21 protein-coding genes and 1 riboswitch are annotated in these 25,567 nt (G+C 61.9%); of the genes, 16 read left to right on the forward strand and 5 right to left on the reverse strand.

Annotation, left to right across the window (positions count from 1 at the left end):
• Positions 1-22: 22 nt before the first annotated feature.
• Positions 23-1,468 (reverse strand): UDP-N-acetylmuramoyl-L-alanyl-D-glutamate--2,6-diaminopimelate ligase, encoded by a 1,446-nt coding sequence (locus EEB13_RS14325; RefSeq protein ID WP_261984552.1) that lies wholly within the window; start codon positions 1,466-1,468, stop codon positions 23-25.
• Between the two features lie 412 nt (positions 1,469-1,880).
• Between EEB13_RS14325 and EEB13_RS31515 the strand changes: the two genes are divergently transcribed.
• The 5 genes from EEB13_RS31515 (at position 1,881) to pepN (ending at position 8,027) form a co-directional block, all read left to right on the forward strand.
• Positions 1,881-2,594, forward strand: a complete 714-nt coding sequence (locus EEB13_RS31515; protein ID WP_033231902.1) for a hypothetical protein — start codon at positions 1,881-1,883, stop codon at positions 2,592-2,594.
• A complete protein-coding gene (locus EEB13_RS14335; protein ID WP_230590018.1) occupies positions 2,591-3,211 on the forward strand; it encodes a class F sortase in 621 nt (206 codons plus the stop codon). Before EEB13_RS31515 ends, EEB13_RS14335 begins: the two co-directional genes overlap by 4 nt.
• 88 nt (positions 3,212-3,299) lie before the next feature.
• Positions 3,300-4,604 (forward strand): DUF1254 domain-containing protein, encoded by a 1,305-nt coding sequence (locus EEB13_RS14340; protein ID WP_141485626.1) that lies wholly within the window; start codon positions 3,300-3,302, stop codon positions 4,602-4,604.
• 97 nt (positions 4,605-4,701) lie between these two features.
• A complete protein-coding gene (gene thiD, locus EEB13_RS14345; protein WP_033231904.1) occupies positions 4,702-5,502 on the forward strand; it encodes a bifunctional hydroxymethylpyrimidine kinase/phosphomethylpyrimidine kinase in 801 nt (266 codons plus the stop codon).
• A gap of 38 nt (positions 5,503-5,540) precedes the next feature.
• Complete coding sequence (pepN, locus tag EEB13_RS14350) at positions 5,541-8,027, forward strand: aminopeptidase N (RefSeq protein WP_141485627.1); 2,487 nt, start codon at positions 5,541-5,543, stop codon at positions 8,025-8,027.
• Between the two features lies 1 nt (position 8,028).
• Here the strand turns inward: pepN and EEB13_RS14355 are convergent, their stop codons facing one another.
• The gene (locus EEB13_RS14355; RefSeq protein ID WP_141485628.1) at positions 8,029-10,245 is read right to left on the reverse strand and encodes a DUF2254 domain-containing protein; all 2,217 of its coding nucleotides are present in this window, start codon (positions 10,243-10,245) and stop codon (positions 8,029-8,031) included.
• A 101-nt stretch (positions 10,246-10,346) separates the two neighbouring features.
• On the opposite strand from EEB13_RS14355, the gene EEB13_RS14360 reads away from it, so the two are divergent.
• From EEB13_RS14360 to gcvP, 11 genes are all read left to right on the forward strand, one after another.
• Entirely contained in the window at positions 10,347-10,961 is a 615-nt protein-coding gene (locus EEB13_RS14360) for an NUDIX hydrolase (RefSeq protein WP_033231907.1), read from the forward strand.
• Positions 10,962-11,163: 202 nt separating this feature from the next.
• Positions 11,164-11,697, forward strand: coding sequence for a CDP-alcohol phosphatidyltransferase family protein (locus EEB13_RS14365; protein WP_371851319.1), 534 nt, complete (start codon positions 11,164-11,166; stop codon positions 11,695-11,697).
• Positions 11,694-12,560 (forward strand): DUF881 domain-containing protein, encoded by an 867-nt coding sequence (locus tag EEB13_RS14370; RefSeq protein ID WP_095886377.1) that lies wholly within the window; start codon positions 11,694-11,696, stop codon positions 12,558-12,560. Before EEB13_RS14365 ends, EEB13_RS14370 begins: the two co-directional genes overlap by 4 nt.
• Positions 12,561-12,574: 14 nt before the next feature.
• Positions 12,575-12,925: a small basic family protein gene (locus tag EEB13_RS14375; RefSeq protein WP_033231909.1), complete on the forward strand. Its 351-nt coding sequence runs from the start codon at positions 12,575-12,577 to the stop codon at positions 12,923-12,925.
• Between the two features lie 3 nt (positions 12,926-12,928).
• On the forward strand, positions 12,929-13,681 hold the full coding sequence (locus EEB13_RS14380) for a DUF881 domain-containing protein (protein WP_033231910.1): 753 nt from the start codon (positions 12,929-12,931) through the stop codon (positions 13,679-13,681).
• A 46-nt stretch (positions 13,682-13,727) separates the two neighbouring features.
• Complete coding sequence (gcvH, locus tag EEB13_RS14385; protein WP_033231911.1) at positions 13,728-14,132, forward strand: glycine cleavage system protein GcvH; 405 nt, start codon at positions 13,728-13,730, stop codon at positions 14,130-14,132.
• Positions 14,133-14,331: 199 nt separating this feature from the next.
• Entirely contained in the window at positions 14,332-14,823 is a 492-nt protein-coding gene (gene garA, locus EEB13_RS14390) for a glycogen accumulation regulator GarA (RefSeq protein ID WP_033231912.1), read from the forward strand.
• A complete protein-coding gene (locus EEB13_RS14395) occupies positions 14,823-15,560 on the forward strand; it encodes a MerR family transcriptional regulator (protein WP_033231913.1) in 738 nt (245 codons plus the stop codon). The genes garA and EEB13_RS14395 overlap by 1 nt, the downstream gene beginning before the upstream one ends.
• Positions 15,561-15,649: 89 nt before the next feature.
• Positions 15,650-16,123 carry a bifunctional nuclease family protein gene (locus EEB13_RS14400; RefSeq protein ID WP_033231914.1) on the forward strand — a complete coding sequence of 158 codons (474 nt, stop codon included), beginning with the start codon at positions 15,650-15,652 and terminating at the stop codon, positions 16,121-16,123.
• A 407-nt stretch (positions 16,124-16,530) separates the two neighbouring features.
• Entirely contained in the window at positions 16,531-17,082 is a 552-nt protein-coding gene (locus EEB13_RS14405; RefSeq protein WP_230590041.1) for a MerR family transcriptional regulator, read from the forward strand.
• A 213-nt stretch (positions 17,083-17,295) separates the two neighbouring features.
• Positions 17,296-17,424, forward strand: a riboswitch (glycine riboswitch).
• A 52-nt stretch (positions 17,425-17,476) separates the two neighbouring features.
• Positions 17,477-20,335 (forward strand): aminomethyl-transferring glycine dehydrogenase, encoded by a 2,859-nt coding sequence (gcvP, locus tag EEB13_RS14415; RefSeq protein WP_095886376.1) that lies wholly within the window; start codon positions 17,477-17,479, stop codon positions 20,333-20,335.
• A 22-nt stretch (positions 20,336-20,357) separates the two neighbouring features.
• Here the strand turns inward: gcvP and EEB13_RS14420 are convergent, their stop codons facing one another.
• The 3 genes from EEB13_RS14420 to EEB13_RS14430 form a co-directional block, all read right to left on the reverse strand.
• Complete coding sequence (locus EEB13_RS14420; RefSeq protein WP_141485629.1) at positions 20,358-21,503, reverse strand: metallophosphoesterase; 1,146 nt, start codon at positions 21,501-21,503, stop codon at positions 20,358-20,360.
• Entirely contained in the window at positions 21,503-23,164 is a 1,662-nt protein-coding gene (locus EEB13_RS14425) for a substrate-binding domain-containing protein (protein ID WP_141485630.1), read from the reverse strand. The genes EEB13_RS14420 and EEB13_RS14425 overlap by 1 nt, the downstream gene beginning before the upstream one ends.
• A gap of 131 nt (positions 23,165-23,295) precedes the next feature.
• Positions 23,296-25,479: a malate synthase G gene (locus EEB13_RS14430; RefSeq protein WP_141485631.1), complete on the reverse strand. Its 2,184-nt coding sequence runs from the start codon at positions 25,477-25,479 to the stop codon at positions 23,296-23,298.
• Positions 25,480-25,567 lie beyond the last annotated feature (88 nt).

The following is a 25,567-nucleotide window of genomic DNA, read 5'->3' on the forward strand; positions in this document are numbered from 1 at the left end:
ATGGACGACAGTGCGCTGACAACTATTTTGCATACTTGACGAGTGCGCGCTCGAGTACTTGGCGATCGTCGAACACTATCTCCGTACCGTCGTAGTTCATCACGTGGTCGTTCCCACGCCCCGCAACGACAACGATATCGCCTGCTTCTGCCAAGCATACGGCGGTCCGTATAGCATCACCCCGATCCGGAATGATAAGCACCTCTGCATGATTCGCGTGTCGCGCCCCCGCGGCCACGTCATTTCTGAGGGCTGTTGCGTCATCGCGGTACGGACCTTCGTCGGTGACGACAACAACGTCGGCATGACTGCCGGCAGTACGACCCAAAGGCTCGCGTTTGCCGGGGTCCCGGCCCCCAGTGGCGCCGATGACGACAATGATCTTTCCCTTCGACAACGAGCGCAGGTACGGAAACAAGCGGAGTTGCGCACCTGCGTTGTGTACGTAGTCGACGAATGCCAGGAAATTCTGTCCTATTTCCACATTTTCCAATCTCCCGGGGACGGTGTCGAGATTTTCGATACCGTCGAGCGCCGCCGCGATATCGACTCCTCCGATGCGAAGAGCGGCAATTGCCGCCAATGCGTTGTCAACTTGGTGACACCCCAGCAGGCGCAGCCGGATTTTCCTCTCCCAACTCCCATGGCGTGCGACAAAAGATGTTCCCGTTTGATCGGCCTCGATGTCAGTGGCGGTGACATCGGCGCTGGCACCATGCGATGAGAAGGTCAAACGAGGAACAGTGACGCGTTCAGCGAGGGCTTTGCCGTACAGATCGTCGACACTGATCGCCGCGCAGGCGCAACGTTCGGGTAAGAAAAGCTGCGCCTTCGAGTCGAAGTACGACGCCATAGTTTTGTGGAAATCCAGATGGTCACGCGAAAGGTTCGTGAAGGCAGCGACGCGAAAGAACGTCCCATTGACTCGGTGTAGTGCAAGGCCATGACTCGACGCTTCCATAGCGACGGCGTCGACGCGGTTGTCGACGAAAGCGGACAACGTACGTTGCAACGTGCACGCTTCAGGTGTTGTTCGCTCCGCTTCCGATACGCCGTCTGGTCCCCGAACGCAGATTCCGCTGATGATGCCGGTGCGCAGTCCGGCCGCGGCTAGACCGGCTTCGAGCATGAATGTAGTGCTGGTCTTGCCGTTGGTGCCGGTAACGCCGTATACGTCGAGCGATGTGGAGGGATCGCCGTATATCCAAGCGGCCAAAGGGCCGAGGATCTTTCGGGGGTTCTTCACCACAAACGCCGGCAATATTTCAGTGGGTCGATCGCTGACCACAGCGACGGCACCCCTCTGCGCGGCTTCGGCGACGAACTCGCCACCATGGTGTTCGGTGCCTGGCAGCGCCGCGTAAATATCGCCAGGGCGAACCTGACGGGAGTCCTGACAGACGCCGGCAACAACCAGGGTTCCTTGCTCGTGCAGTAACTCGCTGTCCGCGCCGAGATATTCAGCCACCGCCTCGAGCGACCATTTCGGTTGTCTGCTGGGTCTATTCGACACGGTGCGCATGTCGGATCACGGCGTTTGTGCTCGAGGTGGCATGTCTCAGGTTTGACATTTGCGAGTTGCGCCAAACACGTCACGCGGCACTGCACACCGCAATCATTCCGCTGCCGCTCGCCGATTATGCACACGCGCGGATGATCAGGCCTGCGTGAGCACAATTGCCGCGCGGCGGTTACTCGGGTGAACTGTAACTTTTGAATCGCGCCGAAACGATGTACCCAATGTCGGGATCGGCTGCGGAATAATTGCCCGATGGCACCACAAGAATATTTTGTCAGTCCGATCGTGCCGATATATGCGATTGTACTGGTATTTTGACTGAATTGACCAGATTGTCAGACCGTAGGTGAGGGTAGCGGGAATGAGAACTTTTGGTACCGCAGGTGCGTGCGCAGCGATCTTTGCCACCGCAGCCCTGATCACTACGGCGCTGCCGGGAGTAGCCGGCGCCGCGCCCGTTTTGACGCAGACGTGCGTTCCCGAGATCAATGACAACTCCATGTCGCTCGATCCGGCCGTCGTCGACGGCTGGTACGACGTCTCGACCGGCACACCCGGCACGAAGATCAATTCCATCGAGTCCTGGCGCGCTGTCCCAGGCGACACTCTCGAGTTTCGAGCCTCGGTAACCATCCGCGCGCATGGCAGCCCGGTCAGCGGCACCTTGCGGATCGACGGCGCGGGACTCGCCGGCGACCCAGAACTCCGCTCACGTATGACACTGACCCAGGATCTGGGGATGTCCGGAACGAAAGTCACGCATGCGGACAACGGACGAGTGATTCCGGTCCGAGCAACCCTCGCCTTTGATGCGTCGACTCCGAACCTCGTGGCGCAGAATCAATCCGTCGACCTCTCCGCGGTCAAGATCGTGCTGACGGGCGATACAACCGATCCGGGGGCCGACTGCCCAGACGGCGGCGGGAATGGCGGCAACCAGGGTGGCGGAAACGGCGGCGGTGGTGGCGAAAATGGCGGAAACAACGGTGGCAACCAGAACGGTGAACTGCCCGGACGCGATGTAGGCAATCGAGTTCCGATTTCCCAGGTTCCGTCCGGGCCGATCTCGCGGTGACGCAATCGTCTCGCCAGACGCTTCGGCGCCTGTGCGGCGCAGCGGCGCTGACGGTGTTGTTGTGTGTCAGTGGGTGTTCGGACGACAGTGACCAACCGGTTCGGGTTCTCGCGACCGGGCAGGAGGATTTGCCACCTGCGTTGGAGGCGGCAGTCGACAATCCGGCAACACCGACGCAGTTGCGCATCGGCAGCGAGGCCGCCGTGGTTCTTGCGATCAAGACAACGTCGGGTGGTTCGCTGATTCCTCCGGAGGATGTGAGCAAGGTCGGCTGGTGGGCGGACTCCGCATTTCCGGGTTCGGGTACGGGAACTGTTGTGATCACCGGCCACATCAATGACGTGTACGCCGGTGACGGTTTCGGAAAGAAATTCTCGTCGTTGACTCCGGGGTCGGTTGTGACGTTGACCGGGGAGGATGGCCACGAGTGGACCTATCGGATCGATGCGGTTGACGAGTACCGCAAGGACGGGGAACTACCAGTCGAGCGCCTGAACCGGATGGACGGACCGGAGACGCTTGCGTTGATCACGTGCGGGGGAGAGTTTGTGGGTCCGCCGCTGGGTTACGAGGACAACGACATAGCCTGGGCGACACGGATTCCCGATTTGTCGTAGTTCTACGCATTGTCGCGATTATCGATATCGTTGGCCGCACTAGCGTCTTCGCCGCACTGGTAACAGTGCCCGATTGAAGGACACGAGTGTGAGTGCACTGACAGAGACCGCGGCCGCTGCGTATTTCTATTACTACCCGCTGGTGGAGAACCTCCGACAGGTGGAGCGTTATGTCACGACCGGAGTCGGCTCCAATCCTGCAACACCGTTCAACAGTTTCTCGCATGCCCGCAAACTTGCAGGGCCAGAGGACACGTTTGTCACGATCAACAACGACACCGTCTATTCGATGGCGCAGCTTGACCTTTCGGGTGGACCACTGCGATTGGACGTGCCCGCAACCGGGGATCGCTATTACGTACTCCAATTTGTCGACGCCTGGACGAACAACATCGCGTATGTCGGCACGCGGGCTACGGGCAATGAAGCCGGCAGTTTTCTGATCGTCCCACCGGGCTGGACCGGAGAATCGGAGCATCCGGTGGTCCAGGCCTCAACCGACATTGTGTCGATAGTCGGCCGATTTGCCTGCACCGGCCCTGGCGACATTCCCGCCGTGACGAAGCTGCAGGATTTGCTGATACTCGAGTTACTCGACCCGGCCGCGACAGTGAACGGTCTACCCGCGGTGGACGCGAACCTTACCGATGAACTGCTCTTCTGGCAGCAGGCACACCGCTGGTCACAGGCATTCCCCGCTCCGACCGCGGAATCTGCCCTGATCGAGCAGTTTTCCGGTTTGTGGTCTCCGGATGTCGACAGCGATGACCTGCGCGCCTGGTATGCGGACGGCGTCGCGGAGCTCGAGGACGCCACCAAACACGGCCAGGCACCGGTCTTCAACGGATGGACGGTGGGCCTGCATCTCTTCGACTACAACCTCTACAACCTCGGCCTCGGAACGATCGACGACGACCGGTGGAAGATCCTGGACGAGAAGGTGCGCATTGTCGAAAGGGCGATTGCGTGCCGCCTGGGGCTGTGGGGAAATCACGCCTACGAAGCGGTGTATGCACAAGCCTTCACCGACGTGACCGGAGCGCCTCTGATCGGCGAGAACACCTATCTCATCAACTTCCCGGAGAAACCGCCCGTCGGCGCATTCTGGTCGATCACGCTCTACGACATTCCGCGCTACTACCTGGTTGACAACCCGATAGACCGGTACTCGATCGGCGACCGCACCGCCGGAATCCGCTACGAAACAGATGGGTCTCTCCGGATCACCATCTCGAAGGACGCGCCGACCGACGCCACCGCGCGAGCAAACTGGCTGCCGTCGCCCGATGCAGCATTCAGGCTGGTGCTTCGGCTCTATATGCCAGGGGAGGCGATCCTCGACGAAACCTATTCGTACCCTCCGGTGGAGCGGGTGAGTAGCCAGGACACGTAGTCGCGGAGAAGCGCCGGGGTCAACGTTGATAAACTTCGACCTCCGGCGTTCGCGGGTATCCGTGAATGGTGTCGAAGCCTCAAAAGGAGTTTGTACCGTGGTTGACCTCGCCTATGTCATCGCTGGATCCGAATCCACCGGTGGTGCCGGCTTACAGGTCGACCTCAAGACCTTCCAGGCCCGCGGTGTCTACGGAATCGCCACCACGACGTGCATCGTGTCCTTCGACCCGAAGAACAACTGGGGCCACCGCTTTGTCCCCATCGCACCCGAGGTGATCGCAGACCAGATCGAGGCAGCAACGTCGGCGCACGATCTCGACGTCGTGAAGATCGGCATGCTGGGAACTCCCGCGACCATCGAGGTTGTTGCGGAGGGGCTGCGTCGCCAGTCGTGGCGGCACGTGGTTCTCGATCCGGTTCTGATCTGCAAGGGTCAGGAGCCCGGAGCGGCACTTGATACCGATACGGCACTTCGTGATTCGATCCTGCCCCTCGCAACTGTTGTCACCCCGAATCTCTTCGAGGCGCGCACCTTGGCCGGAATGGACGCGATCTCGAGCGTCGACGAACTGATCGAAGCAGCGCGTCGTATCCACGATCTCGGACCGAAGTACGTTCTGGCCAAGGGCGGCGTGGAACTGGCCGGCGACGACGCCGTCGACGTGCTGTTCGACGGAACCGACGTGACGGTACTTTCTGCTCCCAAGGTTGGCCAGGAGCGCGTCTCCGGTGCCGGTTGCACCCTTGCCGCTGCGGTGACCGCAGAACTCGCAAAGGGCGCTGACGTGGGAGAAGCTGTGGCACTGGCAAAGAAGTTTGTCACTGCGGGTATCGAGGCCCGGGTCTCGGCGCACACACCGTTCGACACTGTGTGGCAGGGAGCTTTCACCGGATAGGGGACCTGATGTTCGCCCGGCCTGGCAGGATCAGACGGGTGAGCACAGCAAACCTGAACCGAACTGAAGTCACTCTCCGATCGTCCGCGGTATCGGTCACCGATTATCGGGTGGAGTTGGACCTCCGCTCGGCGGTCGACCCTGCTGTGGCGACGTTCAAGACCGTCACCACGATCGAGATGACGTCGACCGTGGATTCGACGTGGCTCGATTTCATCGGTAGGGCGGTCGAATCGGTGGAGGTGAACGGCCGTCGTATCGCTGTCGAGTACGACGGTGCGCGGATCGCGCTGAACGGGCTGTCGGATGTGACCGTCGTGCAGGTTGCTGCGCTCGCGGAGTACAGCCGCTCCGGAGAGGGTCTGCACAGATTTGTCGACGACGCCGACGGGCAGGCGTACCTCTACACACAATACGAACCAGCGGATGCGCGTCGGGTGTTTGCGTGCTTCGAGCAGCCGGACATGAAGGCGCCATTCACTTTTGTGGTCACGGCACCGCAGTCCTGGGAAGTGCTGTCGAATCAGGTTCCCGTGCAGACAGATTCGAATTCCACCGGCAGTAAGACCGTCACTTTTGCTCCGACACTGCCTATTTCGACGTACATCACGGCAGTGGCGGCCGGTCCGTACCATCGAGTGAGTTCGGGGTGGAGTCGCGGCGACCTCACCGTCGAACTGGGTGTTCTGTGCCGAGCGTCGCTGGCCCAGTACCTCGATGCCGACGACGTGTTCGAGGTGACTCGGCAAGGTCTCGACTTTTATGCCGATGCCTTCGACTACCCGTATCCGTTCGGCAAGTACGACCAGATATTCGTTCCCGAATACAACCTCGGCGCAATGGAGAATCCGGGCCTCGTCACCTTCACAGAGTCCTACGTGTTTCGCGGCAAAGCCACTGCCGAGCAGTACCAGCGCCGCGCGAACACGATCCTGCACGAGATGGCACACATGTGGTTCGGCGACCTCGTGACCATGGTGTGGTGGGACGATCTGTGGCTCAAGGAATCGTTCGCCGATTTCATGGGATCGCTTGTCAGCGTCGAGGCAACGCGGTTCACCGACGCCTGGGTGGCGTTTGCGATCAAGCGAAAAGCCTGGGCGTACGTGCAGGACCAGTTGCCGACCACGCATCCGATCGTCGCCGACATCGTCGATCTGGAAGCTGCGAAGCTGAACTTCGACGGCATTACCTACGCCAAAGGTGCGAGTGTCCTCAAACAACTGGTGGCCTTTGTCGGGCGTGACGCGTTTTTCGAGGCGTCACGGAAGTACTTCCGGGCGAACGCTTTCGGTAACACTCGGCTAGTCGATTTCCTCGACGCGCTGAGCGCGACGTCCGGGCGAGACATGCGCGATTGGTCACGTGCCTGGCTCGAGACAACGGGAGTGTCGACGTTGACGTTCGAGGGCGGGGAATTGGTGCAAACTGATCCACGACCGCATCGTCTGGCAGTCGGGGTCTACAACTACGGCGATACCGGCGACCTGGTTCGCACGGCACGCGTCGAGGTCGACATTTCGGCGGAGCGCACACCGATCGACGTTCCCGCGGGACCACTGATCGTGCTCAACGACGACGACCTGACATACGCAAAGATTCGGCTCGACGCCGCGTCGCTGGCCACCGTCGAATCGTCGCTCGAGCGTGTTGTCGATCCACTCGCGCGTGGATTGATTCTGTCCTCGCTGTGGAACTCCGTACGTGACGGTGAGCTGTCGGTATTCCGGTACCTCGCGGTGGCCGAACAAAGTGGCCCTTCCGAACCGGACCTGGCGATTCTCAGTTCGATCACTGCTGACGCGCAGTTCGCAATCGCGCACTACGTTCCGCGCGAGCTGCGCTCCAGCGCGGCGGCTGGGTGGTTGGCGACGGCATGGAAGGCGATGTTCGAGAGCGAACCGGAATCGGGCCGTCAGTTGGCGTGGGCCCGAGCCTGTGCCGCCGCGGCGGCGCTCGACGATTCGCGGGCTGACGCGTTGCGTGCCATCCTGCTCGGCGAGAGCCCCGGCCCGATCGGGCTCGCTCTCGACCCCGATCTTCGGTGGTCGATGTGGATTGCCCTGGCTGCCACAGGCTTTGCCGAACCGAGTGACCTCGACCACGAGTTGCGCAGCGACGGGACATCGGCCGGCCGGATCGCCCACGCTCGCGCACTCGCGTCGTTGCCCACCGCAGCGACCAAGCAACGCGTCTGGCAGGCCGCAACCACAGACTTCACATTGTCGAACGATCATCTCGATGCCATGATCGGCGGCTTCAAAGCCGGCGTCGACGCGTCCCTGATCGAGGGCTACGCGGCGGACTATTTTGCCTCGTTGCGCACGTGGTGGTCAGGGCGCAGCATCGAGATTGCGCGGCGCCTGGTGAATGGCTTGTTCCCGGCGTCCGGGGATCTGATTGCGGTCGATCGGTGGCTCGACGCCAATGCCGATGCGCCGGCGTCGTTGCGGCGGTTGGTGCTCGAGAAGCGCGACAACCTGTCTCGGGATCTGAAGGTTCAGGCGTTCAACTCGGCGCTCTGAATTACTTCGCTCCTGGTTGTCCGACAATCAGAGGATGGACACGGCCGCTTGCACCTGCCTCGGATCCGAGGCCCTGGGGATCGGTGACACCGGCCAGGCGTATGTCCAGTTCGCCGGTCCACTCGCGGGTCAGTTCGGCGTCCATGGCGTCGAGGCGTTCGAGGAGCGGAGCGTGCTGATCCACCGGGCACGCTGCCAGCAAGGTCGTGAACACGGCGCGCAAGCGGCGCTGCACCTGGGCGGAATTGGTACTGAAGTGCCGAATTTCGTCGGTCGCGATGGACACGTAGTCCGTCCAGGTTCTCTGCTGCCCGCGGATTCGGGTCAACGTGGACGTCGCGGAGTCGGCATGCACCCGCGGTGCCAGCAGAACGAGCAGATCCTCGATGTGGTCGAGAGCTTGGACCGCGCGGCCAGGATCGTTGATAGCCGGAGACAATGCTTTGAGCGCAATATCGACAATGGATTGGATTGCCGCGGCCGGACCGACTACGGGACCGTGAGTGTCACCGAAAACCAGGCACGACATCAGCGAATCCGGACGGATCGCCATCGAGGTGCCACGGACTTCGAACAGCGGCGCGTTCTGGGCGACGAATTCTCCGATGCCGGGCACGACTGCGATGCTGACCCCCCACTTCGATGCCAACCGCTCCAGTCGCGGCAGGTTGATCGCCAGCAGTATGCGCCCGTTGGGGGAGAGGTGTCGCAGTCGGACGATCAAGAGGTCTGCGGACTCGTCGTCGGCCAGTGCGGGATTGGCGACTACGGGTGCAGCAGTTGCGTCCAACGTCGACTCGTCGTAATGCGGGTAGGAGCGAACGATTGCGCTTCGTCCTTCGGCTGCGATCCATCGCAGGAGGCGACTGGAATTGAGAATTGAGCCGACCCGAGATACCAGTGCAATAAACAGAATGGCGCTGATGATCGCAAGAAACAGCGCCGTGTACGTGGATATCTGGGGAGCTGAATGTTGGGTGTTGAGAGCAAGATCGAGGGCAACGATGATCGAGTAGACAAATGTCGCGAGAAACATCCCGATGGACCATCGCATGACTCGCTGCTGAGCCAGCATCGGCACCACTCGCACCGATATCTGCGAAGCGCCGAATTGCATGGCCAGTGTGATCGCAGTGAACACCAGACCGGTGAGGGTGATCATTCCACCGGCAATCACGCTCAGCAGAGTTGCTGTAGCTCCCGGATCCACGGCGTATTCGAGCGAATCAGAACCGAAGCCGTCGAACACCGAACTGTCGAGATCGATAAGCGTGTCGGCCAAGAAGAATGCCGCGACGACAAGCAGAACGGGTAACCGCCACACGGGGACGGTGCGAAGCCGTCTGCGGGTACGACGCCACCGCAGTGCGTCGGATAGCCGCCACTTCGGAGTCGTAGCCGGGGGCTCTGGTGTCGACACCGTGGTCGGTTCAGTTGCTGCTGAAGGGATGGCTTCCGGTACCCCGAAACTCCCCGAGACGCTTTCCTGAAATCGAATTTTGGCTTTGATCAGTGGTTCCCTGACGCGTTGCTCGCGGGCGACCGCGCGAGACATCTTCGCCGGCTTGTCGCGGTACCGGGATCTGGCCCACGGCGCACCCGGGCGGCTCAGCCGGATTGCGCCGACGATGAGGAGCGGCGGGAAAAACAATCCGATCAAACCGGTCCACAACTTGCCTTTGAGAAGTGTGATCATCGCGAGTGCCAATTGGAGTATCAGCGCGACAACAATTGCAATGAGGGTTGCGATACTGCGATCTTCCTCGTATGGGTCGAACTCGCCGGCAAACCCGATCGGATGGACGCCGAACAAGAAAAGAAAGGAAATGGCGATCGCCACGAAGACCGCATCTATCGACGACCGACCTTCTTCGGCCCAATAGACATCCCGCAAATGCAGAACCAGCGCATATTCGTCGAGAACCAAGGCGCTACCGATTCCGAACACCGACGCGAGCACACAATTGGCGACCGGGGTGTGGAAATCCGCCAATGCGATAAAGGCAAACCCGGAGACGAGCATCATCATCAGCCCGAACACCATGTGATGGATATGCATACCGCCCGGCGTGACATTGCCCGGCCACCACGACACTTCGGCGCGGATCATGCGCACACTGAATCTGATGAACAGAAAGGTAAGTAAAAACGCGACCAGCAGGAAGAACAACGGCAGCCGTCCGGTATCGACGACCGTGTGCTCGAACCATGCCTTCACTACGTCAGCATGACAGGGTTTTCCGCAGGTATTCTCGCAAAACGCTCAATTGGAAACTGGCCTGTGTCTGAATCTTGCCGGGGCCGCGCTACTGTCGAGAAATGGTGAACGCGGATTTACTGGATCGGGCCCATGTCGAATCAGCCTTTTCGACCTTCGAACCACGGTCTGTCGACCTCGATGGGCGCAGGTTGGCATCTGTGGTCTTTGCCCTGATGCGAGATGCCGACGGCACATCGGTGTTCCCGCTGACCAAGCGGCCGAGCAAAATGCGCGCGCACCCCGGTCAATTCGCCCTGCCAGGCGGGAGCGTCGACGCCGGTGAAACACCCGAAGAAGGCGCACTGCGCGAACTCTCCGAAGAACTGGGGCTGACCGCCGCGACGTCCGACATCATCGGCCGCCTCGACGATTACGTCACACGCTCAGGCTTCGTGATCCGTCCGTTTGTCGTGTGGTCGGGCGCCGAGATCGAAAAATTGGTACCCAACCCGGACGAGGTGGCGTCGTTGTACGCGGTCACATCAGCCGAACTCGATGTGGACCCGCGTTTCGTGTCGATCGAGGAGTCTCCGAATCCTGTGGTGCAGTGGCCGTTTCGAACCAGCCTCGTGCATGCTCCGACCGGTGCCGTCGTCTACCAACTCCGGGAAGTTCTCAGTGGGCGGCACACCCGGATCGACAACCTCGAACAACCCGTCTTCGCCTGGCGGTAACAACACCCACACGGGCGCGAGCGGCTCCCTGAGCGGCCATGAGCAAAATGTCGCAAGTGCTGTGGAAAGCTGGCACCACGGCGCCGCAACGGCGGGCAGTTCGATGCGGAGTGCGGAACAATACGAGGTGTGTGCAGTGACATCAGGTGAACAGGAACTTGTCGTGACAGATCGAGTTCTGACGGTTCCCAACATTCTCAGCATGGCTCGCCTGCTGCTGCTCCCGGTGTTCGCGTACCTGCTCTTGGTGACACATTCGGACGGGTGGGCGCTGGCGCTACTGATGCTCACCGGATTCACGGACTGGCTCGACGGCAAACTGGCGCGGATTCTCGATCAGAGCTCGAAATTGGGCGCTGTTCTCGATCCACTGGTCGACCGCTTGTACGTCGTGACGACGCTCGTGACGTTTGTGGCCCGCGACTTCATCCCCTGGTGGGTCGCAGCGATCCTGATCGGCCGGGACTTGATCCTTGCTCTCACTCTTCCGATCTACCGCAGACGCGGCCTCCCGCCGCCCGAGGTCATCTATCTCGGTAAAGCCGCGACATTCCTGCTGATGTTTGCGTTGCCGCTGATACTGGCCGGCCACGGAGATTGGCCGATCGCCGGATTCACTCACGCTTTCGGTTTTGCCTTCCTGATCTGGGGAACAGTCCTGTACGTGTGGACCGCCGTGATCTATGTGCTCAAAGCTGCCCGGATTGCGCGGACCTACGAGGTTGTACCCCGATGAAAAGAACGGGGGAGGACGTGCGCCGCAACCCGGTGCCGTCACTGCTCCGGTCGCTGATGACCGAACACCTCGATCCCGGATACGAGGCTGCAGCGCTCGAACGAGAACATGAACACAGCAAGAACTCCATGCCCCGAACCGGGCCGTGGCTGGCTCTGGGCGGACTCCTGCTCGGTTTTGTTCTGACAGTCTCAGCGGTCTCGGCAGCTGGGCAGGTGTCCGGCACCGAAGATCTCCGTTCCGATCTCGTTGCGAAGGTACGTGCGACCGAAGATCAGATCGACGATCTGGACGCGACTCGGCACTCCCTCACCGAGCAGGTCGACGCCGCCCGAGCCACCGCATTGGCCGGAGACACCGAAGGCAACAAAATTCTCGGGGAACTGCGCGGCGTCGAAGCCGAAGCGGGCGCCGAAGCCGTACACGGCGAAGGCATCACCGTCACCCTCACCGACCCGGCTGGACGCCCCAATCTTTCCGACGCATCGCAACGCAGCGTCGGGGGAAAGAGCGTCGTACTCGATCGAGATATACAGAGTGTGGTCAACGCACTGTGGGCCGGCGGCGCCGAGGCCGTTGCCGTGGGCGGCGTGCGCATCGGCCCGACGGTAACGATCCGTCAGGCCGGCGGCGCGATGCTGGTCGACAATCAGCCCGTCTTCTCGCCGTACGTCGTCGAGGCAATCGGTGACTCTCGTGCTTTGCAGCGAGAATTTGTCGTGAGCGATGCCTACCTGCGGATGTCCAGCATCGCGCAGCTGTACGGCGTCGGTTTTGCTGTGGCCGAGGATAATTCGATGAGCCTTCCGCCCGCCGCAACGCGCCCGGTGCGCGTTGCGACTGAACCGATAGGACCTAGATAGATGGAGCGAGTTCGATGAAGGCCGGTTCCGCCCTGTACGGACTCGCCGCGTTGGTGATCGGCATCGTCCTGGGTGTTGTCTTCAGCCCACAGGTGCCCGACGCATTCGCGCCGTATCTTCCGATTGCCGTTGTAGCCGCACTCGATGCGGTATTCGGTGGCTTGCGGGCGTACTTGGACGAGATCTTCGACGCCAAGGTATTTGTCGTCTCGTTTGTCTTCAACGTTCTTGTTGCCTCGCTGATCGTCTGGCTGGGTGATCAGCTCGGAGTCGGCACGCAACTCTCGACGGCCATCGTAGTGGTCCTGGGGATTCGAATCTTCGGCAATGCAGCGGCACTGCGTCGCCGGCTGTTCGGAGCGTGAGACATGGCTGACGCGGTCAGGAAGCACGACGAGGGACGACACGAGTTGCGACCGGTGAACAAGCACCGAAGCAACGTGGTGTTCGCAATTCTTGCGACAGTTCTGCTCGGTGTTCTGGGAGTGGCAATCGCAACTCAGGTGCGCAGCACGGTTGCGGGGGACTCGCTCGATTCTGCGCGCCCCGCCGATCTCCTTGTGGTTCTCGACAACCTGAATCGGCGCGAAGCCGCGCTGCGACAGGAAGTCTCGGAGCTCGAGGATTCTCTGGCGACATTGCGGCGCAGCGGAAGCACCGACGCGGCTCTCGGTGAAGCGCAGGCCCGTTTGAATGCCCTCTCCATCCAGGTGGGGACAGCGCCGGCGAGCGGTCCTGGCGTCACCATGACGTTGACCGATCCGACGGGCGGTGTCGGGCCCGAGGTGATTCTCGATCTGATCCAGGAACTACGTGCCGCCGGAGCCGAGGCTATTCAGATTGCCGGAGCCACAGGCGAACCGATCCGGATCGGCGTGAACTCGTGGGTCGGTGGCCGCGGCGGTGACATCGAAGTGGACGGAACCAAGATCGCAGCGCCGTACACTGTGAGCGCGATCGGCGATCCGCCGACTTTGGCAGCGGCATTGAACATTCCGGGCGGAGTGTTCGACAACGTGTCACGGGGCGGCGGAAGTTCCACCGTCGAGCAATCACAGCAGGTCACGATCTCCGCCTTGCGACAATTGAATCCGCGCCAATACGCTCAACCCGGAAATTGAATTTTTGCGTCCGGAACTTTCGGACGGCATGTGAAAGGAAGCCACTGTGAGTGAGCTCGATACACCTACCGATCTGCGTTACACCGCGGAGCACGAGTGGGTGAAGCGAACCGGCCCGACATCTGTTCGAGTGGGCATTACCGACTTCGCTCAGTCACAGCTCGGAGATGTGGTGTTCGTTCAGCTCCCCGCCGCGGGAGAAGACGTCACCGCTGGCGAATCGCTCGGTGAGGTCGAATCGACCAAGAGCGTATCCGACATCTTTGCGCCGTTCACCGCGAAAGTTATTGCGGCTAACAGCGAATTGGACGGTGCTCCCGAACTCGTGAACACCGATCCGTACAACAACGGTTGGCTCGTCGATCTCGAGGTTGCCGACGAAGCCACTTTGGACAGTGCGATTTCGGAGACCTTGGATGCTGCGGGATACACCGCACTGACGTCCAGCTAGGGCTTGACTGCCGACCCGTTGTGTCGCGGCCAGTCTCGCTGCACACAAGGGTGCGCGCAGGGTACGGTCGTGGGGTACGCATGTGCCAAGTCGGGGTGCAGGTCGTATCTGTAAGTGACTGTGAAAGATGCTCGAGAAAAAAGTGCACTGCGTAGTCCAGTGATTTCTGATCTGGACGATTGATCGAGGAGGAGAAACAGTGAGCGAGAACGGTAACGACGCGGGCTACGGGGAGACGCCGGCGGAGACCACATCGGTATTCCGTGCAGATTTCCTCAACGAGCTCGACAACTCCTCAGCAGCACCGGCCGCCGAGCAGCCGGTTTCAGGTGTCGAAGGTCTACCTGCCGGCGCGGCTCTGCTCGTCGTCAAACGAGGACCGAACGCGGGATCGCGTTTCTTGCTGGATCAGCCGACCACGTCGGCAGGTCGCCACCCGGACAGTGACATCTTCCTCGACGATGTGACGGTCAGCCGCCGCCACGCCGAGTTCCGTCAGGAAGAAGCCGAATTCCACGTCGTCGACGTCGGAAGCCTCAACGGCACGTACGTCAACCGTGAGCCTGTCGATTCGGCAGTGCTGGCCAACGGCGACGAGGTGCAGATCGGTAAGTTCCGTCTGGTTTTCCTCACCGGCCCGCGTTCCGGCGGTTCGCAGGTGGGCGAGGCGTCAGCAGGTGCTGGTAGCTAATGACGGCATTGCGGCAGCAGAGCCAGCCGGGGATGTCTATCGGCTCCGTGCTGGATCGGTTGCGTCCAGATTTTCCCGACGTGACGATTTCGAAGATTCGTTTCCTCGAGTCCGAAGGCTTGATCAGCCCACAACGGACGCCGTCGGGATACCGCAGGTTCTCCATCGAGGACTGCGAGCGTCTTCGCTACGTACTGACCGCTCAACGTGATCAGTACCTGCCGCTGAAAGTCATCAAGGAACAACTCGAGGCGATCGACAGTGGTGCCGCGACGGTCAGCGCAGACAACTCTGCGCCGCGACGTCCGCGCGTCCTGTCGATCGCTCCGGGAGAAGTATCGCCCGAGGTATTCCGGGTGGATCGAGAAGTCCGAGTGGGTCGGGCGGATCTTCTCGCTCGCGCGGACATCGACGATCGATTCCTGACCGACCTCATTCGCACCGGCCTGATCGTGCCAGGCGCTGCCGGATTCTTCGACGAAGACGCAGTGACGTTGGCCCGGACAGCCAAGGCGATGGCGGAATACGGTTTGGAAGTACGACATCTACGTGCGTTCAAGTTGGCTGCGGATCGTGAAGCCGGGTTGGTTACCCAGATCGCCGGACCGGTAGCCAAGGGACGTGATGCGGGTGCCCGTGATCGAGCCGAGGAAATGGTTCGAGAACTGGCAGCATTGTCGTTGACATTGCATACATGCCTGGTCAAATCAGCAGTCCGCGGAAGTCTTGATCGCTGAGTTCTCGATCATCTCGTTCCACGCGAATAGAATCTCAGTACGGTCGTGAATTCGGCCACCAGGGTCATTTCAGGTTGGAGGCAAGCTCGATGGGCGAAATGCGTGTGATCGGAGTTCGTGTCGAGCAGCCCCAGAATCAGCCGGTTTTATTGCTCCGCGAGTCAGATGGTGATCGGTACCTTCCGATCTGGATCGGGCAGACGGAAGCCACGGCGATCGTTCTGGAGCAACAGGGAGTCGAGCCGGCGAGGCCGCTCACACACGACCTGATCAAAATACTGATCGAATCCTTCGGCCGCAGTCTGCAGGAAGTCCGCATCGTGGATCTGCAAGAAGGCACGTTCTATGCCGACCTGGTTTTCGACGAGCAAACTACGGTCTCCGCTCGTCCGTCGGATTCCATCGCGTTGGCACTTCGGATCGGGGTCCCGATCTTTGCCTCGGAATCAGTCCTTGCCGAGGCGGGATTGGTCATTCCTGACGAGCGTGAAGACGAGGTGGAGAAATTCAAGGAATTCCTGGACACGATCTCGCCGGATGATTTCAAGGCAACTGACGGTTAGCCGAAAGTTTCCGAGACTGGCTTGAGGCTTCAACTCTCAAGTAGAGGTTTAGTCTCGTTCGGCGTGTTGCGTTGACCAAAATCGCGCCGGGGTCTTACCGTTGCGAGCGGTGAAGATCGTTGAGCCTTGAAATAGAGTCTGGTCTTGGTGCTCTGTCGGGGCGTACTCTAGGTAAGTCCACTCGTGGAATTACGTGCCTCGGATTCACTGCTTCGAAATGTTCGGTGGTTCGAGATCGGCTGACGCGGGTATCCGTTTCTGTTCGGGTATCAGACTCTGCCGCATAGCACAGCGTGATGACACGATGGCGTATCGAGAAGGAGACGGCAGTGGAAGAACAGTCGAACGTAGGCAAGGCGGAGAATTCCGGCGTCGCTGAACTGACTGCAGATCCGGCTGCCCAACCCATGTCGGAAGAGTTGCAGCCGGGATTGTTCCCGGACGACTCCATTCCTGACGATCTTGTCGGCTACCGCGTTCCCATCGCATGCCAGATCGCCGGCATTACCTACCGTCAGCTCGATTACTGGGCACGGACCGCACTGGTCGTCCCGTCCATCCGCGGCGCGGCCGGATCCGGCAGCCAGCGTTTGTACTCGTTCAAGGACATTCTGGTTCTCAAGATCGTCAAGCGTTTGCTCGACACCGGAATCTCTTTGCAGAACATCCGGGTGGCCGTCGATCACCTGCGTCACCGCGGCGTTCGCGATCTCGCCAACATCACTCTGTTCTCCGACGGGACCACCGTCTACGAGTGCACGTCCCCGGAAGAGGTCGTAGACCTGCTCCAAGGTGGGCAGGGAGTATTCGGCATCGCCGTCAGCGGCGCGATGCGTGAACTCACCGGAACCATCGCCGACTTCCCGGCCGAGCGTGCGGACGGCGGCGAAAGTGATCCGAATCCCGAAGACGAATTGGCGTCGCGCCGCAAGAATCGTGTGAGCCGCAAGACCGGATAGTGTTCCGGGCGTCACACCCGCTCGGTCGATGTGGTGGCGACGGAAGGTCGGCCGGTCAACTAGACTGGTCCACGCGTCGCCGGCGTACGGGAGAGCCTCGGGTAGTGCTTCACACACCAGTCTTCGATTTGCGGACTTGTCGTGAGCGTTATCAGGGCGCCGAAGGAGCAATACCTCCCCGTCAATCTCTCAGGCACCAAGGACCGTACGGGCTCCGACGCCTCTGGAAAGCGGTGGGATAACCCACCCGCCGACGGGGAAAGGCTGTGGTTCCGCCGGCATGGTGGATCACTACCGAATCTCTCAGGCGCTCGTTGTCGAGCAGGCGACAGAGGGGGAGGAACACACCGCAGTCGGTGTGTGTCCTGATCCTCCGATCTGCCTGGGAGTTGTCGTGATCGACGCTGCAAGCCGTAATTTTGCCGACCGCCATGTCGGTCCGAACGCCGCGGAACTCGCGCGCATCCTCGAACTCATCGGGGTCGACTCCCTCGACGATCTCGCAACCAAGGCCGTTCCGTCGGTCATTCTCGACGCCGCACCCGGCGGAATCGCTGCCGGACTCGACGCATTGCCGTTGCCGGTCGGAGAGCACGAAGCGCTCGCGGAACTGTCCGCCCTCGCTGCCCAGAACACGGTTGCCACGTCGATGATCGGCCTCGGCTACTTCGACACGCTCACTCCGCCGGTGTTGTTGCGCAACATCATCGAGAACCCGGCCTGGTACACCGCGTACACCCCGTATCAGCCGGAGATCAGCCAGGGCCGCCTCGAAGCCCTCCTCAACTTCCAGACCATGGTCGCCGATCTTTCCGGCATGGAACTGGCCAACTCGTCGATGCTCGACGAGGCCACCGCCGCTGCCGAAGCCATGACGCTCCTGCGCCGCGCGAACCGCAGCAAGTCCCCACGCTGTGTCGTCGACGCGGACCTGTACCCGCAGACCCTTGCTGTCATCGAGACGCGCGCCGAGCCGCTCGGCATCGAGATCGTCTCCGCTGACCTCACTGCCGGACTGCCCGAGGGCGATTTCTTCGGTGTCATCGCCCAGATCCCGGGCGCTTCGGGACGCGTTGTCGACTACACCTCGATCATTGCGGAAGCTCATGAGCGCGGCGCACTGGTTGCCGTCGGTGCCGACCTACTTGCGATGACGCTCATCACCTCGCCCGGTGAGCTCGGTGCGGACGCGTGCTTCGGCACCACCCAGCGCTTCGGTGTTCCCATGGGTTACGGCGGACCGCACGCCGGTTACCTGGCGGTGCACTCCAAGCTCGCGCGTCAGCTGCCCGGCCGTTTGGTCGGCGTGTCCATCGACGCGGACGGAGACAAGGCGTATCGCCTGGCGCTGCAGACGCGTGAGCAGCACATTCGCCGTGAGAAGGCGACGTCCAACATCTGCACCGCTCAGGTGCTCCTCGCCATCCTGGCCGCGATGTATGCGAGCTACCACGGCGCCGAGGGACTCAAGGCGATTGCCTTGCGCGTCGCTGCCCGGGCGCACGCGTTGGCAAACGGTTTGCGTGAGGGCGGCGTGACCGTTGTCCACGATTCGTTCTTCGACACCGTGCTGGCTCAGGTTCCGGGCAAGGCGGCCGACGTTGTCGCTGCCGCAAAGGAATCCGGAATCAACCTGCGTCTGGTCGACGCCGATCATGTCGGCATCTCCTGCGACGAGGCCACCACCGCCGACCACGTTCTTGCCGTGCTCGACGCTTTCGGGATCGACGACGCTGTTGTTGCCATCGAAGCAGAGGGCAACTCGGTTCCGGCTGATCAGGAGCGTACCTCCGACTACCTGCAGCACGAAGCCTTCACCCGTTACCGTACGGAAACAGCGATGCTTCGCTACCTGCGCGCGCTGTCCGACAAGGACATTGCGCTCGATCGCAGCATGATCCCGCTGGGTTCGTGCACCATGAAGCTCAACGCGACCGCCGAGATGGAATCCATCACGTGGCCCGCGTTCAACGCAATCCACCCGTTTGCGCCGACGTCCGACGCACCCGGTCTGCTGAAGATCATCAAGGACCTCGAGGACTGGCTGGTCGCGGTCACCGGCTACGACAACGTCAGCCTCCAGCCCAACGCCGGAAGCCAGGGGGAGTACGCGGGCCTACTCGCGATCCGTAACTACCACCTCAGCCGCGGCGACGATCACCGCGACACCTGCCTCATCCCGTCGAGTGCTCACGGCACCAACGCGGCTTCGGCAGTCATGGCCGGAATGCGCGTCGAGGTTGTTGCGTGCCGCCCCAACGGTGACGTCGACGTCGACGATCTGCGCGCGAAGATCGCCGATCACGCCGAGCGTCTCGCCGCGATCATGATCACCTACCCGTCCACCCACGGTGTGTACGAGCACGAGATCTCCGACATCTGCGCAGCAGTACACGACGCCGGCGGCCAGGTGTACGTCGACGGCGCCAACCTCAACGCGCTTGTCGGCCTTGCTCGTCCGGGCCGATTCGGCGGCGACGTCAGCCACCTGAACCTGCACAAGACCTTCTGCATCCCGCACGGCGGCGGGGGACCCGGCGTCGGACCGATCGGCGTGCGCTCGCACCTGACGCCGTTCCTGCCCGGACACCCGATGGCCCCCGAACTCGGTGGTAGAGGCACGATCTCGGCAGCGCCGTACGGCAGTGCGTCCATCCTGCCCATCACCTGGACCTACATCCGGATGATGGGTGCTCAGGGCCTGCGCCGCGCCAGCCTGACCGCCATCGCGTCGGCAAACTACATCGCGCGTCGACTCGACGAGTACTTCCCGGTTCTCTACACCGGCGAGAACGGCATGGTCGCGCACGAGTGCATCCTCGACCTGCGCGGTCTGACCAAGGACACCGGCGTGACCGTCGACGACGTCGCAAAGCGTCTCGCCGACTACGGTTTCCACGCTCCGACCATGAGCTTCCCCGTGGTCGGCACCTTGATGGTCGAGCCGACCGAGAGTGAAAACCTCGAGGAAATCGACGAGTTCTGCGACGCGATGATCGCCATTCGCGGCGAGATCGATCGCGTGGGAGCCGGTGAGTGGACTGTGGAGGACAACCCGCTTCGCGGCGCTCCCCACACTGCCGGAAGCATCGCGGCGCAGTGGGATCACCCGTACTCGCGTGAGATCGCAGTGTTCCCGCGCGGTAAGGCTCGTCCCAAGGTGTGGCCGTCCGTGCGTCGTATCGACGGTGCACACGGCGACCGCAACCTGATCTGCTCGTGCCCGCCGATCGAAGCGTTCGCAGGCAACTAAGGCGTGTGCCCGCCGGAGACCGTCAGTTCTCGCGAACGAGTTCGAGGACGGTGATCTCCGGCGGCGCGCCGACGCGCACCGGCGGACCCCACGCTCCGGCGCCGCGCGTTGTGTACAGAACGGTATTGCCGATCGTGTCCAGGCCCTGCACCGAAGGTTGTTGCAGCGGCACGAGATAGCGCAGCGGCCACATCTGTCCGCCGTGCGTGTGCCCGGACAGTTGCAGATCGATGCCCATCTCCGACGCTTCGAGCGCTTGGCGGGGTTCGTGGGCGAGCAGCAACGCAAATGTATTCGGATCGTGCCCGTTCAGTGCTGCTGTCAGATCCGGCTCGTACGGGGCCGGTGACGTGTAGTCGTGGATGCCCACGATGTCGATGGTGTCGCCGCCACGCTCGATCGGCGCTCGGCTGTTACGAAGCGTGGTGATCCCCAAGGTTTCCCACACGTCGAGCCACTTGCCGCCGTCGTCGGCGTAGAACTCGTGATTGCCACTGACCCCGAAGATCCCGTCCGGCGCATGAAGATCGGCGAGCGGCCCAAGATCGCGAGCAACCTTCGCGACTGTGCCGTCCACGAGGTCACCGCCGATCGCAATCAGATCGACATTCTGCGAGTTCACGATCTCGACCACCTTGCGGGTGAAGTCGACTCCGCGGGCCGGGCCCACATGCAAGTCGGTGATCAAGGCAATCCGGTAGCCGTTGAAGCCTTCGGGCAGGCGGGCCAACGGCACCCGAATCCGGGAGACCTTCGGGTTCGACGCCTCGTACACCCCGTATACGGCAGTGCCCAACGCCGCAACCGTGACCGCGGCGGTTGCCAACTGCAAAGTACGACGCTTCGCCGGATCCACCTCAGGTTCCTCACGTCGTCTACGCACCAGACGATTGACCCCGGCGCACACTCCGATGATCAGCAGCCCCGGAATCAGATACAACCACGAAGCCAACCAGACCCACCCGAGAAACCCGACCGGGCGGGCCCACGACGTGGCGAAGACCTCGCCGCTGCCCATGCCGATGAGCGTCAGAACGGCCAACAGCACCAATGCGGTGTCGGTAATGCGGGCCCACCACGTCGGCATGCCGGTTGCTCGGACCAGCCTGCGGTGCAGAAACCAGGTGAGAAGTGCGAGAACAACGGCAAATACTGCGATCCGCGCCATCAGGACAGCAGTTCCGCGACTGCAGCCGACATCGCGGCAGAGTCATCCGGGTTCACGCGAATCAATGTTCCACCAGTTCTGTCGGAGACATCTTGCAGCGTGGCGGCATCGCCACTGGAACCGATAACCAGAACGTCGACCCGCACCGGGCGAGCTGGATCAGTTGCCGACGCGATGGCGCTGAGGAGTTCGGCGCGTGTCATCGTCGACTCGTCGGTGGCAGCAGAGGTGACCAACAGAACGGAGTTGGTTCGATTGGCGTCGTATCCGGTTGCCGCGTCTTTGTACGCTGCGGCCAGCGCGGGGTATTTCGATGTTTTTCCTTCAGCGCTGAGACTGCTCATAGCGGCGGTGAGTTTGGTTCGTTGATCAGCGTTGAGGGGTGCGCCGGGAACGATTACACGCTCCGATGCCGTGGCGCTCGAGCCAGGGAACGCGTGCACCGCGACATCGGAGGCGTCCGGGCTGCGGACCAACTGAGACTCGATCGCCGCACCGGCTGCGGACAAGTTGGCGCTCATCGACGTCGAGGTATCCAGCAGGATGGTTGCGCTGCGAACGGAAACAGGGTTGGCGACAACAGCGTTCAGAGCAGTGGCAGTTTCCGCCGATGCGGGCGTCAGGGTTGAGGTGATCTGCGCGGGTTCGAGTGCACCCAGATCTGGGACACTCTTACCCTCGACGCGGAATCCGGCGTCGACGAAGATCTGGGACTGCTCCGTATCGCGCATGAACTCGGAGAACTGTGCGGCGGCGCGTGCGGCGGTTTCGTCGATTCCGCCGCCCGCGACGATCACCGCCGGATAGTCCGCGAGCGGAGTTGCGCCGCTCGGGGAAAATGCCGTCATGTCAGCGTTGGCCGACTGGGCGATCGACTGTTCGATGGCCGGGACGGCGGTGACAGTGGCAGGGGCGCCGCTGGTGAGGGCGGCTAGTGCATCGGCGGTGGTGGCGGGCGGCGTCGGGAGGGATTGAAACTGTGACGCGAGAGCGCTCAATGCCGATGTGACTTGGCTGGACTGAGCCTGTTCGAGGGTGACCGGTCCGGAACCCGCGCCGGCCACGGCCGCGGCAATTGCCTGCGTTGCCATGACGGTCTGCGGGCTGCCAACCGGAAGTGCGAGTGTTGTGTCACCGAGGGACTGCCATCCCGCGTTCGCGGACTCCAGCGAAGTTGCTGTCTCCGGCGCAACCGCCAGCACAACCGGCGAGTTCGCGATGGAACGTGGCTCTCCGTTGATCACGGCTTTACCGGACAGTGGGGCGAGTTCGAAAGAACTGGTCGGAATCCACAGATTTGGGCGCGGTCCGAGCGCGGCGGAATCCCATTCGGCGCCTGCTGCCAGGGCGTTTGCGATTAATGGCGATGGCACCGCATTGATTGCAGTGGTGATGCAATGATCTCGGATCACCGGTGAAGTGTCGGTAAATCGCTTGGCCAACTGCTCGACCTGCGGGGCAATCGACGGATCAACCGTGATGTCGAGCGTCCGGTTGCCCTCGACGCACGTCCCCGCTGCTTGCTGACCTTGATCGTCGATGCGATTACCGAGGGCCTTCCACCCGAAGAATCCGGCCACGATCAGGACGACCGCCACGACAACCAGGATCGGCCCCTTACTGATACCTCTGGCGCCTGACCCGCCGCGATGTTCGCCCACGTACGCTGCCCTACCTTGCTCACTCGACGATCTCTGCCGAGAGCCAGTCTAGTGACGAATCTTCGGGGCCAACGCGAACAGCCTCGACACCGGGAGCGGCGTCGAGGCTGTTCGAGTTGAGCGAGGTGAAATCAGGCGTTGGCGGCCTTGTACTCGCGGCGGCGGCGATGCAGGATCGGCTCCGTGTATCCGCTGGGCTGCTTCGCACCTTCGAGGATCAGTTCCTTCGCGGCCTGGAAGGCGATGTTGGAATCGAAATCAGGTGCCATGTTCCGGTATTCCGCGTCGCCCTCGTTCTGGCGGTCGACAACCGGTGCCATGCGCTCGAGTGCGCTCACGACATCGGTCTCGCTGACGATGCCGTGACGCAGCCAGTTGGCGAGCAGCTGGCTCGAGATGCGTAGCGTTGCGCGGTCCTCCATGAGGGCGACATCGTGGATGTCGGGAACCTTGGAGCAGCCGACACCCGCGTCGATCCACCGGACGACGTAGCCGAGGATGGACTGGCAGTTGTTGTCGAGTTCTTCCTTCTTCTCCGCGTCCGTCCAGTCGGTGCTGGGGGCGAGCGGAATGGTCAGGATGTCGTCGACGCTCGCGCGCGGCTTACCCTTCAGGCCGTCCTGAACCGCGAACACGTCGACGCGGTGGTAGTGCGTCGCGTGCAGGGTGGCGCCGGTGGGCGAAGGCACCCAGGCGGTGTTGGCGCCGGCCTTGGGGTGGCCGATCTTCTGCTCGAGCATGTCCGCCATCAGTTCGGTCATGGCCCACATGCCCTTGCCGATCTGAGCCTTGCCCTGCAGACCGCAGGCCAGGCCGGTGTCGACGTTCCAGTCCTCGTACGCGCCGATCCACTTCTGCTTCTTCATCTCGGCCTTGCGCACCATCGCGCCGGCTTCCATGGAGGTGTGGATCTCGTCGCCGGTGCGGTCGAGGAAGCCGGTGTTGATGAAGACAACGCGGTCGACGGCTTCCTTGATGCAGGCTGCAAGGTTGACCGTCGTACGACGCTCTTCGTCCATGATGCCGACCTTGAGCGTGTTCTCCGGCAGGCCGAGGACCTGCTCGACACGGCCGAACAGTTCGGTGGTGAAGGCAACTTCCTCGGGACCGTGCTGCTTGGGCTTGACGATGTAGATCGAACCGGTGCGGCTGTTGTCCAGTGGGCCGTTGGCTTCGCTGATCGACAAGCCGTGGACAGCACAGGCGCTGGTGATCAACGCGTCGAGAATGCCCTCGGGAACCTCGTTGCCGTCGGCGTCGAGGATCGCCGGGTTGGTCATGAGGTGACCGACGTTGCGGACGAACAGGAGTGAACGACCGTGCAGGCTGAGTTCGCTGCCGTCGACCCCCGTGTACTTACGGTCGCCGTTGAGCGTGCGGGTGAAGGACTTGGCGCCCTTCTTGATCTCCTCGGACAGGTCGCCGCGGTTCAGGCCCAACCAGTTGCGGTAACCGACGACCTTGTCGTCGGCATCGACAGCGGCGACCGAATCCTCGAAGTCCATGATCGTGGTGACCGCGGATTCGAGAACGACGTCCTTGACGCCGGCCGCGTCGGTGCTGCCGATCGGGGAGGACGCGTCGATCTGGATCTCGGCGTGCAGTCCGTTGTTGCGCAGCAGAATGCTGGTGGGCGCGTCCTTCTCACCGAGGTAGCCGACAAACTTCTCCGGCTGGGCGAGCGTCGTGACAGTGCCATCCGCCAGGGTGACCTTCAGCTCACTGCCGTCGATCGAGTACTTGGTCGAATCGGCGTGCGATCCCGACGCGAGAGGTGCTGCCGCGTCGAGGAATTCACGAGCCCAGGCGATGACCTTGTCGCCGCGGACCTTGTTGTAGCCCGAACCCTTCTCGGCGCCGTTCTCCTCGGAGATGGCGTTGGTGCCGTAGAGCGCGTCGTACAACGAACCCCAGCGAGCATTGGAGGCGTTGAGCGCGAAGCGGGCATTGAGGATCGGGACGACCAACTGCGGGCCCGCGGTTGAGGTGATCTCGGTGTCGACGTTGGTGGTCGTCACGGAGAACTCGGCGGGTGTGGGCAGGAGATATCCGATTTCCTGCAGGAACGCCTTGTATGCGGCGGCGTCGATGGGAGCGCCGGCCTGGTTGCGATGCCACTGATCGATCTGCGCCTGCAGATCGTCGCGCTTGGCAAGCAGGGCGCGGTTCTTCGGCGCGAGCTCGGTGATGACCTTGTCAGCGCCGGCCCAGAAGGTCTCGGCATCTACACCGGTGCCTGGCAGAGCCTCCTCGACCACGAAGTCGTAGAGAACCTTGGCAACCTGCAGACTGCCGACCTGAACGCGCTCAGTCATGAATAGCCTCACTTTTCCGAAATCGGAGCACCACGACGGGTGCCATGAACCACAATCAATGTTACTCGTGAGTATCTCGCAGGTGGAC

Origin of the sequence: Rhodococcus sp. WS3, from assembly GCF_003797085.1 — a bacterium.
GTDB classification, from domain to species: Bacteria; Actinomycetota; Actinomycetes; order Mycobacteriales; family Mycobacteriaceae; genus Rhodococcus_F; species Rhodococcus_F globerula.